Below are 11,680 nucleotides of genomic sequence, written 5' to 3'. Positions count from 1 at the left end.
TTTACCGCCGGTACACGGTAATGCACGGTTTCACCGGTGTCATAAATCATCAACATGCTATCAATGCCGCCTTTTTTTTTCATAAATCTGTCATAAATCTGACGCATAATGGCGCGGCATTGATAACTAACGACTAACAGGGCAAATTATGGCGAGACGTATTCTGGTCGTAGAAGATGAGGCGCCGATCCGTGAAATGGTGTGCTTCGTGCTCGAACAAAATGGCTTTCAGCCCGTAGAAGCCGAAGATTATGACAGTGCGGTGAATAAACTTAATGAACCCTGGCCGGATCTCATCCTTCTTGACTGGATGTTGCCCGGTGGGTCAGGGTTACAGTTTATTAAACATCTCAAACGTGAAGCCCTGACCCGGGATATTCCGGTGGTTATGCTGACCGCGAGAGGTGAGGAAGAAGATCGTGTGCGCGGGCTGGAAACCGGCGCTGACGATTACATTACCAAGCCGTTTTCCCCCAAAGAGTTGGTGGCGCGCATTAAAGCCGTTATGCGGCGCATCTCGCCGATGGCGGTTGAAGAGGTGATCGAGATGCAGGGACTGAGCCTTGATCCCGGCTCTCACCGCGTGATGACCGGCGACAGCCCGCTGGATATGGGGCCGACCGAATTTAAATTACTCCATTTCTTTATGACGCACCCGGAACGGGTTTACAGCCGCGAACAGCTACTCAATCATGTCTGGGGCACCAATGTGTACGTTGAAGACCGGACGGTCGACGTGCATATTCGCCGTTTGCGTAAGGCGCTGGAGCACAGCGGCCACGACCGGATGGTGCAAACGGTACGCGGGACAGGGTATCGTTTTTCGACCCGCTTTTAATGCCTTTTCCGCCAGTAGAACACAGGTTTCTGGCGGAGAAGGCTTTCCATTCTTGAGGGAGTATGACGCGTGCTGGAACGGCTGTCATGGAAAAGGCTGGTGCTGGAGCTGGTGCTCTGTTGCATCCCCGCGCTTATCCTTAGCGCTTTTTTTGGTTATCTGCCGTGGTTTTTACTGGCGGCGGTGACGGGACTGCTTGTCTGGCATTTCTGGAATTTGTTACGCCTCTCCTGGTGGCTTTGGGTCGACAGAAGTATGACGCCGCCGCCGGGACGGGGAAGTTGGGAACCGCTGTTATACGGTTTACACCAGATGCAGTTGCGAAATAAGAAGCGTCGCCGCGAGCTGGGGAACCTGATTAAACGTTTTCGCAGTGGCGCGGAGTCGCTGCCTGATGCCGTGGTACTGACCACAGAAGAGGGCGGCATTTTTTGGTGTAACGGTTTGGCGCAACAGATACTGGGGCTACGCTGGCCGGATGACAACGGGCAGAATATTCTCAATCTACTGCGTTATCCGGAGTTTACCCAGTATTTAAAAACGCGTGATTTCACCCGTCCGCTTCATTTGGTGCTCAATACCGGACGGCATCTGGAGATCCGCGTCATGCCTTATACCGATAAACAACTCCTGATGGTGGCGCGCGATGTGACGCAAATGCATCAGCTTGAAGGCGCCAGACGTAACTTTTTCGCCAACGTCAGCCATGAGTTGCGTACGCCCTTGACGGTATTGCAAGGCTATCTGGAAATGATGCAGGAACAGGCGCTGGAGGGGGCGACGCGAGAGAAAGCGCTGCATACGATGCGCGAGCAAACGTATCGTATGGAAGGGCTGGTAAAACAACTGCTTACGCTGTCTAAAATTGAGGCGGCCCCGGCGCTGTTATTAAATGAAAAAGTGGATGTACCAATGATGCTGCGGGTCGTGGAGCGTGAAGCGCAGACGCTCAGCCAGCAGAAACATACCTTTACGTTTGAGGTCGACGATAGTCTTAGCGTTCTGGGCAATGAAGAGCAGCTACGTAGCGCGATCTCAAACCTGGTGTATAACGCGGTAAACCATACGCCGGCGGGAACGCATATTACGGTGAGCTGGCGACGTGCCGCGCATGGCGCTGAATTTTGCATTCAAGATAACGGTCCGGGGATTGCTGCCGAGCATATTCCTCGTCTGACCGAACGCTTCTACCGCGTCGATAAAGCGCGTTCGCGGCAAACGGGCGGCAGCGGCCTGGGATTGGCGATTGTGAAACATGCGTTGAATCACCATGAAAGCCGCCTTGAAATCGACAGTTCGCCTGGCAAAGGAACGCGATTTAGCTTTGTGCTGCCGGAACGTTTAATTGCCAAAAATAGCGATTAATTGCCTTTCGTAAGTATAACTTTCCATAAGCCAGCGGATGCTGGCTTATTTTCTTTGCAGTTAAGACGGGCTCGTTGAAACATTCAACGTTTGGTGATTTTTTGTTCGCATGATTAGCCATAACTTTTTCATGAGAATGGTGTTTTATTCTGGTTGTAAATTTCATATCGCTATATTCATCTGGTTTTTAGATCCCACCTTGCTTTAAAACGTTATAAGCGTTTAAATTGCGCTTCAGGTGCTGTCATTACGACTGCATTTGCGCGGTAAATCGAAAAACAATTCTTCGCCGCATCGGTCCGGGAGTTTTTCCCGCTGAAATTGATAAAAAACGCCGCTTTATAATCCTCCGGGAAAGGCAAAAATTTTAATGTTTACAACATCACCATCCACAGGCAGTAAGACTTTATGACCCATCAGTTAAAATCGCGCGATATCATCGCCCTGGGCTTTATGACATTTGCGCTGTTCGTTGGCGCAGGCAATATTATCTTTCCTCCTATGGTCGGTTTGCAGGCGGGTGAACACGTCTGGACAGCCGCTATTGGCTTTCTGATTACCGCCGTAGGGCTACCGGTTCTTACTGTTGTGGCGCTGGCGAAAGTCGGCGGCGGCGTAGACAGCCTCAGTACGCCGATTGGCAAAGTGGCGGGACTCCTGCTGGCGACCGTTTGCTATCTGGCCGTCGGGCCGTTATTTGCGACGCCGCGTACCGCGACGGTGTCGTTTGAGGTCGGTATCGCTCCGTTGACCGGCGATTCTGCAATGCCGTTGCTGATTTACAGCGTGGTCTATTTCGCTATCGTTATTCTGGTTTCCCTCTATCCGGGTAAGCTGCTGGATACGGTGGGGAATTTCCTGGCGCCGTTGAAAATTATTGCGCTGGTCATCCTTTCCGTCGCGGCTATCGTTTGGCCTGCCGGTCCAATCAGCAACGCCCTGGACGCTTATCAGAATGCGGCCTTTTCTAACGGATTTGTGAACGGCTATCTGACGATGGATACGCTTGGCGCGATGGTGTTTGGTATCGTTATTGTGAACGCGGCGCGTTCTCGCGGCGTGACCGAAGCGCGCCTGTTGACGCGTTACACGGTCTGGGCCGGCCTGATGGCGGGTGTGGGGCTGACGCTGCTTTACCTTGCCTTGTTCCGCTTAGGTTCTGATAGCGCGACGCTGGTCGATCAGTCAGCGAACGGCGCGGCAATTCTTCATGCCTACGTTCAGCATACCTTTGGCGGCGCGGGAAGCTTCCTGCTGGCGGCGCTGATCTTTATCGCGTGTCTGGTGACGGCGGTGGGGCTGACCTGCGCCTGCGCTGAGTTTTTCGCGCAGTATATTCCGCTGTCTTACCGCACGCTGGTCTTTATTCTCGGCGGCTTCTCTATGGTGGTGTCAAACCTTGGACTGAGCCATCTGATTCAAATCTCCATTCCGGTGCTGACGGCTATCTATCCGCCGTGTATCGCACTGGTTGTATTAAGTTTTACCCGCTCATGGTGGCATAATTCCACCCGTATCATCGCGCCGGCCATGTTTATCAGTCTGCTTTTTGGTATCCTTGACGGCATCAAAGCATCTGCCTTTGGCGATATGCTGCCAGCCTGGAGTCAGCGTTTACCGCTGGCGGAACAGGGACTGGCGTGGTTGATGCCAACGGTGGTGATGGTGATCCTGGCGATTATCTGGGATCGCGCGGCGGGTCGGCAGGTGACCTCCAGCGCTCACTAAAATCGCTGACATATGTGTACACCACGGGGCTTAACGCCCCGTGGTTTTTTATTGTGTTGATAGGTCAGAAATTGATGGAAAGCAATAATAAGCTAAAGCGTGGGCTGAGCACCCGGCACATTCGCTTTATGGCATTAGGTTCGGCAATCGGCACCGGCCTGTTTTACGGCTCGGCGGACGCCATCAAAATGGCGGGGCCGAGCGTGCTGTTGGCCTATATTATTGGCGGGGTCGCGGCATATATCATTATGCGCGCATTGGGGGAAATGTCCGTTCACAACCCTGCCGCCAGCTCATTTTCGCGCTATGCGCAGGAAAACCTCGGCCCGCTTGCGGGCTACATTACCGGCTGGACCTACTGTTTTGAGATCTTGATCGTCGCCATTGCCGACGTGACCGCGTTCGGCATTTACATGGGAGTCTGGTTCCCCGCCGTGCCGCACTGGATTTGGGTGCTTAGCGTGGTGCTGATCATTTGCGCCATCAACCTGATGAGCGTCAAGGTGTTCGGCGAGCTGGAGTTTTGGTTCTCCTTCTTCAAAGTCGCCACCATTATTATCATGATTGTTGCGGGTATCGGCATCATTGTGTGGGGAATTGGCAACGGCGGGCAGCCGACCGGCATTCATAACCTGTGGAGCAACGGCGGCTTCTTCAGCAATGGCTGGCTGGGAATGATCATGTCGCTGCAAATGGTGATGTTCGCTTACGGCGGAATTGAGATTATCGGTATCACCGCCGGGGAAGCGAAAGACCCGGAGAAATCCATTCCGCGCGCCATTAACTCAGTACCTATGCGTATCCTGGTATTTTATGTCGGCACGCTGTTCGTCATTATGTCTATCTATCCGTGGAATCAGGTCGGCACAAACGGCAGTCCATTTGTGCTGACGTTCCAGCATATGGGGATTACCTTCGCCGCCAGCATTCTGAACTTTGTGGTATTGACCGCCTCGCTTTCCGCTATCAACTCCGATGTGTTTGGCGTAGGCCGTATGCTGCATGGTATGGCGGAGCAGGGGAGCGCGCCGAAAATCTTTGCCAAAACGTCACGCCGTGGTATTCCGTGGGTCACTGTGCTGGTGATGACGATTGCGCTGCTGTTTGCGGTTTACCTGAACTACATCATGCCGGAAAACGTCTTCCTGGTGATTGCTTCGCTGGCGACGTTTGCCACGGTATGGGTATGGATTATGATCCTGCTGTCGCAAATCGCCTTCCGTCGTCGTTTACCGCCAGAAGAGGTAAAAGCGCTGAAGTTTAAGGTGCCGGGCGGTGTCGTAACGACAATAGCGGGCCTGATTTTCCTGGTCTTCATTATTGCGCTTATCGGCTACCATCCGGATACCCGCATCTCACTGTACGTGGGCTTTGCCTGGATAGTTCTGCTGTTGATTGGCTGGATGTTTAAACGCCGTCGCGACCGTCAATTGGCGCAGGCGTAGTCGTTTTTCTCTGCCTTATCCGGTCTGCAGGCAACGGCAGGCCGGATAAGTGGAGCCGCTTCTCCTCCTGGAGTCTCCTCCCCTAATAAACCCCTGGATGATGAGTTATCCTTTAAATCTCTATGGCAAGGTGGCCCCATTTTCAGTAGAGGGGATACGAGATGTTGAATGCCTGGCACTTACCGGTTGCCCCATTTGTGAAGCAACATAACGATAAATTAACCATTACGCTGTGGCTGAGCGGAGAAAATCCGCCGTTTCGCGTGACGTTGCGCTCAGAATTCGATAATGAAGAAATCTCACTGGCGATGCGCAAACAGCGCCGCCAGCCGCAGCCGGGCGTGACGGCGTGGCGGGCGACGCTCAATATCGCGTTAGGGCAGCCCCGTCGCCGTTACAGCTTTAAATTGCTTTGGCACGACCGCCAGCTTTGGTTTACGCCACAGGGATTTAGCTGTTTTCCGCCTGCGCGTCTGGAACAATTTGCGGTTGATGTGCCGGATAGCGGACCGCAGTGGGTCGCCGATCAAATTTTTTATCAGATCTTCCCGGATCGTTTTGCCCGCAGCGCGACGCGTGAAGCCGATCAGGACCGGGTGTATTACCATCATGCCGCAGGTCAGGAGATTGTGCTGCGCGACTGGGACGATCCTTTAACCCCCCAGGCGGGCGGTTCCACCTTTTACGGCGGCTGTCTGAATGGCATTTGTGAGAAGCTGCCGTATCTGAAAAAACTGGGCGTCACAGCGCTATATCTGAATCCGGTATTTACCGCGCCGAGCGTCCATAAGTACGACACGGAAGATTATCGCCATGTCGATCCGCAATTTGGCGGCGATCGGGCGCTGCTACGCCTGCGGCGTGAAACCCAGGCGCAGGGCATGAGGCTGGTGCTGGATGGCGTGTTTAATCATAGCGGCGACTCGCATGCGTGGTTTGACAGGCATAACCGCAGCACTGGCGGCGCGTGCCATCACCCGGACTCGCCGTGGCGCGACTGGTACTCCTTTTCACCACAAGGCGTGGCGCTGGACTGGCTGGGTTATCCGAGCCTGCCGAAACTCGATTATCAATCAGAAACGCTGGTGGATGAGATCTATCGCGGTGAGGACAGTATCGTTCGTCACTGGCTAAAGGCTCCGTGGAATATGGACGGCTGGCGGCTGGATGTCGTACATATGCTGGGCGAGGCGGGCGGGGCGCGTCATAATTTGCATCACGTCGCCGGTATTACCCGGGCGGCAAAAGAAGCGCAGCCCGAAGCCTATATTGTGGGGGAACATTTCGGCGATGCGCGGCAGTGGCTACAGGCCGATGCGGAAGATGCCGCCATGAATTATCGCGGCTTCACCTTCCCGCTGTGGGGATTTCTCGCCAATACTGATATCGCTTACGAACCACAGCATATTGATGCCAGGACCTGTATCGTGTGGATGGATAACTACCGCGCCGGGCTGTCACATCAGCAACAACTACGCATGTTTAATCAACTCGACAGCCATGATACTGCGCGCTTTAAAACCTTGCTCGGTAAAGACGCGGCGCGCCTGCCGCTGGCGGTGGTCTGGCTGTTTACCTGGCCCGGCGTGCCATGTATTTATTACGGCGATGAAGTCGGCGTGGACGGCGCAAATGACCCCATGTGCCGCAAACCGTTCCCGTGGGATGAACGCAAGCAGGACGGCAACTTGCTGGCGCTGTACCAGCGTATGGCGAAACTGCGGCAGCGCAGCCTGGCGCTGCGTCGTGGCGGATGCCAGGCGCTGTATGCCGAAGGTGACGTAGTGGTATTCGTGCGAGTTTATCAGCAGCAGCGGGCGCTGGTGGCGATTAACCGGGGCGAGGCCTGTGAAGTGGCGCTGGAAGCGTTGCCGTTGCTGAACGTGGCCGGATGGCAATGTAAAACGGGAAGCGGTGACATCCGCGAGGGAAGACTTCGTTTACCCGCGATTTCCGCGACGGTATGGATGAATCGTTGAGGCGAGGTGGTTCGTAACACCTCACGCATAAAAAAGGCTCGCGATTGCGAGCCTTTTATCAATGCACTGACTTACAGGCTGGAAATGTTCTCAGCCAGGTATTTAGCCACGCCGTCCGGAGAGGCGTTCATGCCTTCTTTGCCTTTTTCCCACTGCGCCGGGCAGACATCGCCGTGCTCTTCGTGGAACTGCAGCGCGTCGACCATACGTAGCATTTCGTCGATGTTACGACCCAGCGGCAGATCGTTTACGACCTGGTGGCGAACAATACCGTTAGCGTCAATCAGGAAAGAGCCGCGCAGCGCAACGCCTTCGTCCGGATGTTCGATACCGTAAGCTTTCTGAATTTCACGCTTCACGTCGGCGACCATTGCGTATTTCACCGGGCCAATGCCGCCTTTATCGACAGGGGTGTTACGCCATGCGTTGTGGACGAACTCAGAGTCGAAAGAAACGCCGACCACTTCAACGCCGCGCTTCTGGAATTCTTCATAACGTTTATCGAAGGCGATCAGCTCAGACGGGCAAACAAAAGTGAAGTCCATCGGCCAGAAGAACAGAACGGTCGTTTTACCATTGGTGTGCTGTTTGAAGTTGAATTTATCAACAATCTCACCGCTACCCAGTACCGCCGCAGCGGTGAAATCCGGGGCCTGACGAGTAACCAGTACCATAATAATTCTCCTGCAATATTAAGGGTTTTAGAACGCAACGCGGGCAGTATAGGGAGGGCGAAGCGACAAAACAATGCGGTCTTGACAATCAATGAGACAGCTTTTGCCTATCGATCGGGTCATTATAAATCGTAATGATGACCCCTTTATGACAGCGAACCATCTTTCTGCCAACGGCGGATCTGACGCACGCCCTCGCTATCAGGCCGTCACAGCGCTTTGCGGGCGGCCTGTGCCATCATACGCGGATAAAAATGCCAGAAGCGCTCTTCTAACGCGTCGTAGTGCGCGTCCAGATCGTACCAGGAATCACGCAAGGCATCCAGCCGGGGACGGCGATTCGCCATGCCATTCAGCACGTTTTGAATGAAATCCATATCGCGATACCGCTCTAACCATTTTTCTGACCAAAGATAATCATTCAGGTTGACAAAGCGCGGTGGGGAGTCGGGCAGAATCGTCGCGACCTGCGCATGGGCGTAGCCGACAAACGCCTGAAGTGGAAAATCAGGGGAGATTTGCGTCCAGTGGCGCGATAAAAAATGATCCCACATGACGTCCAGCGTAATGGGCGCCACGCGCCGCGTTTCATGGCGGAACCACTCTCGCGCCTCACGAACTTCCGGCAGGTTGTCGGTCATGACGTCAATACGCCGATGCATATAAATACCCTCTACCACGTCAGGAGGATAATGCGTTGCCGGGTTACCGCGGACAAAATCGGCCAGCAGATTACCGGAAAGCGAGCTGTCGGCAAGGTGCGCCAGATGCAGGTGAGCAAGAAAATTCATTATTGATTCTCTGTCCAAAAAGCGGGTAACGGTTGCAGCGGGAACGCCCCGGCACTAGACTACCCGCCTCTTATTTTAGTCTGAGTCAGAGTCATGCGCGTTACCGATTTTTCCTTTGAACTACCCGAATCCCTGATTGCCCACTACCCACAGCCGGAACGCAGTCGCTGCCGTTTGCTGTCATTAGAGGGGCCGACGGGCGCGCTGACGCACGGTACTTTCACCGATCTGCTCGATAAGCTCAACCCTGGCGATTTGCTGGTCTTCAATAATACCCGCGTGATCCCGGCGCGGCTCTTTGGCCGTAAAGCCAGCGGCGGCAAGATAGAAGTGCTGGTCGAACGTATGCTCGATGATAAACGCATCCTGGCGCATATTCGCGCTTCTAAAGCGCCAAAACCGGGCACGGAACTGCTACTGGGCGACGACGAAAGTATTCACGCGACCATGACCGCGCGTCACGGCGCTCTGTTTGAAGTTGAGTTTAATGACCCGCGTCCGGTGCTGGATATTCTCAACGCCATCGGCCATATGCCGTTGCCGCCGTACATCGACCGTCCGGACGAGGACGCCGACCGCGAACTGTACCAGACGGTCTACAGTGAAAAACCGGGCGCCGTCGCCGCGCCGACCGCGGGGCTGCACTTTGATGAGCCGCTGCTGGCGGCGCTTCGTGAGAAAGGTGTCGAAATGGCGTTTGTTACGCTACACGTAGGCGCGGGCACTTTCCAGCCGGTGCGTGTCGATACCATTGAAGATCACATCATGCACTCCGAATATGCGGAGGTGCCGCAAGAGGTGGTCGACGCGGTGCTGGCGGCGAAAGCGCGCGGCAACCGGGTTATCGCCGTCGGCACGACCTCGGTACGCTCACTGGAAAGCGCGGCGCAGGCGGCAAAAAGCGATTTGATAGAGCCGTTCTTCGGCGATACGCAAATCTTTATTTATCCAGGTTATCAATACAAAGTGATTGATGCGCTGATCACCAACTTCCATCTGCCGGAATCGACGTTGATTATGCTGGTTTCCGCATTTGCCGGTTATCAACACACCATGAATGCCTATAAGACTGCGGTAGAACAAAAATATCGCTTTTTTAGCTACGGGGACGCGATGTTTATCACGTACAATCCGCAGGCTATTTCTGAGCGTCCGTAAGAAGGCTATCTCACTTGCCATTTTGACGCCGGGCAGTGCTCGCCATCCTCACGTACTGCGTGTACGCTCCGGTGGCTGTGCGCTGGTCGACCCCAAACTGGCTGCGCCGATGACGCCTTCGGGAATTTATTAGCTATGGAATCATTCCGTAGCGAGTCGTTAAACGTCGGACTGTTTTTCTGACGCAGGAGTGATAATGAAATTTGAGTTAGATACCACCGATGGTCGCGCGCGTCGCGGTCGTCTGGTGTTTGATCGTGGCGTAGTGGAAACGCCAGCCTTTATGCCTGTGGGTACTTACGGTACGGTAAAAGGCATGACGCCGGAAGAAGTGGAAGCGACCGGCGCGCAGATTATTCTCGGCAACACTTTCCACCTGTGGCTGCGCCCGGGTCAGGAAATCATGAAGCTGCATGGCGATCTGCACGATTTCATGCAGTGGAAAGGGCCGATTCTCACCGATTCCGGCGGCTTCCAGGTCTTCAGCCTCGGCGATATTCGTAAGATTACCGAGCAAGGCGTGCACTTCCGTAACCCGATCAACGGCGATCCGATTTTCCTCGATCCGGAAAAGTCGATGGAGATCCAGTACGATCTCGGTTCCGATATCGTGATGATCTTTGATGAATGTACGCCGTACCCGGCAGACTGGGACTATGCTAAACGCTCGATGGAGATGTCGTTGCGTTGGGCGAAGCGTAGCCGCGACCGTTTTGATAGCCTTGGCAATAAGAATGCGCTTTTTGGCATCATTCAGGGCAGCGTTTACGAAGATTTACGCGATATCTCGGTGAAAGGTCTGGTAGAGATTGGCTTTGATGGCTACGCTGTCGGCGGTTTGGCTGTCGGTGAGCCGAAAGCAGATATGCACCGCATTCTGGAGCACGTTTGCCCGCAGATCCCGGCTGACAAACCGCGTTACCTGATGGGCGTGGGTAAACCGGAAGATCTGGTGGAAGGGGTGCGTCGCGGTATTGATATGTTTGACTGTGTCATGCCAACGCGAAATGCCCGTAATGGTCATCTGTTTGTGACCGACGGCGTGGTGAAGATTCGTAATGCAAAGCATAAAAGCGACACCAGCCCGCTTGACGCCGAGTGCGATTGCTACACCTGTCGCAATTATTCACGCGCTTACTTGCATCATCTCGACCGTTGCAACGAAATATTAGGTGCGCGTCTCAATACCATTCATAACTTGCGTTACTACCAGCGTTTGATGGCGGGTTTACGCAAGGCTATTGAAGAGGGTAAATTAGAGAGCTTCGTAACCGAGTTTTACCAACGTCAGGGGCGACCCGTTCCACCTTTGAACGTTGATTAATTTTAATAATGAGGGAATTTGAATGAGCTTTTTTATTTCTGATGCGGTAGCGGCAACAGGTGCTCCAGCGCAGGGCAGCCCGATGTCTCTGATTTTAATGCTGGTGGTGTTTGGTCTGATTTTCTATTTCATGATCCTGCGCCCGCAGCAGAAGCGCACCAAAGAGCACAAAAAGCTGATGGACTCCATTGCGAAAGGTGATGAAGTTCTGACGAATGGCGGTCTGGTCGGTCGAGTGACCAAAGTAGCGGAAGCCGGCTACATTGCCATCGCGCTGAATGACACCACGGAAGTGGTTATCAAACGTGACTTCGTAGCTGCCGTTCTGCCGAAAGGCACCATGAAGGCGCTGTAATATTTCGTTTTCCCAAAGGGAAC

General features: G+C 54.0%; 10 protein-coding genes. 8 read left to right on the top strand and 2 right to left on the bottom strand.

Annotated elements, in window-relative coordinates; translation table 11 throughout:
• Nucleotides 1–148 precede the first annotated feature (148 nt).
• The 5 genes from phoB to malZ all read left to right on the top strand — a co-directional run bounded on the left by phoB (nt 149) and on the right by malZ (nt 7,355).
• Nucleotides 149–838 (top strand): phosphate response regulator transcription factor PhoB, encoded by a 690-nt coding sequence (gene phoB, locus ACLJPQ_RS04460; protein ID WP_000113918.1) that lies wholly within the window; start codon nt 149–151, stop codon nt 836–838.
• Between the two features lie 69 nt (nt 839–907).
• Nucleotides 908–2,203, top strand: coding sequence for a phosphate regulon sensor histidine kinase PhoR (gene phoR / locus ACLJPQ_RS04455; RefSeq protein WP_000893642.1), 1,296 nt, complete (start codon nt 908–910; stop codon nt 2,201–2,203).
• 408 nt (nt 2,204–2,611) lie between these two features.
• Nucleotides 2,612–3,931, top strand: a complete 1,320-nt coding sequence (gene brnQ / locus ACLJPQ_RS04450) for a branched-chain amino acid transporter carrier protein BrnQ (RefSeq protein ID WP_000149625.1) — start codon at nt 2,612–2,614, stop codon at nt 3,929–3,931.
• Between the two features lie 74 nt (nt 3,932–4,005).
• Nucleotides 4,006–5,376 carry a proline-specific permease ProY gene (gene proY / locus ACLJPQ_RS04445; protein WP_001727981.1) on the top strand — a complete coding sequence of 457 codons (1,371 nt, stop codon included), beginning with the start codon at nt 4,006–4,008 and terminating at the stop codon, nt 5,374–5,376.
• A 161-nt stretch (nt 5,377–5,537) separates the two neighbouring features.
• A complete protein-coding gene (gene malZ, locus ACLJPQ_RS04440) occupies nt 5,538–7,355 on the top strand; it encodes a maltodextrin glucosidase (RefSeq protein ID WP_080184605.1) in 1,818 nt (605 codons plus the stop codon).
• Nucleotides 7,356–7,426: 71 nt separating this feature from the next.
• Here malZ and ACLJPQ_RS04435 read toward each other — a convergent pair whose 3' ends face one another.
• Nucleotides 7,427–8,029 carry a peroxiredoxin gene (locus ACLJPQ_RS04435; protein ID WP_000244731.1) on the bottom strand — a complete coding sequence of 201 codons (603 nt, stop codon included), beginning with the start codon at nt 8,027–8,029 and terminating at the stop codon, nt 7,427–7,429.
• Nucleotides 8,030–8,238: 209 nt separating this feature from the next.
• Entirely contained in the window at nt 8,239–8,820 is a 582-nt protein-coding gene (gene acpH, locus ACLJPQ_RS04430) for an ACP phosphodiesterase (protein ID WP_001009858.1), read from the bottom strand.
• A gap of 93 nt (nt 8,821–8,913) precedes the next feature.
• Here acpH and queA point away from each other — a divergent pair, with 93 nt between their 5' ends.
• The 3 genes from queA (at nt 8,914) to yajC (ending at nt 11,657) form a co-directional block, all read left to right on the top strand.
• Entirely contained in the window at nt 8,914–9,978 is a 1,065-nt protein-coding gene (gene queA / locus ACLJPQ_RS04425) for a tRNA preQ1(34) S-adenosylmethionine ribosyltransferase-isomerase QueA (protein WP_001266530.1), read from the top strand.
• 196 nt (nt 9,979–10,174) lie between these two features.
• Complete coding sequence (tgt, locus tag ACLJPQ_RS04420) at nt 10,175–11,302, top strand: tRNA guanosine(34) transglycosylase Tgt (RefSeq protein ID WP_000667305.1); 1,128 nt, start codon at nt 10,175–10,177, stop codon at nt 11,300–11,302.
• 22 nt (nt 11,303–11,324) lie between these two features.
• On the top strand, nt 11,325–11,657 hold the full coding sequence (gene yajC, locus ACLJPQ_RS04415; protein ID WP_000007628.1) for a preprotein translocase subunit YajC: 333 nt from the start codon (nt 11,325–11,327) through the stop codon (nt 11,655–11,657).
• The last annotated feature ends 23 nt before the right edge of the window (nt 11,658–11,680 follow it).

Source organism: Salmonella sp. SAL04213 (assembly GCF_046550535.1).
GTDB lineage: Bacteria > Pseudomonadota > Gammaproteobacteria > Enterobacterales > Enterobacteriaceae > Salmonella > Salmonella enterica.
This window is presented reverse-complemented; position numbering and strand designations above follow the sequence as displayed.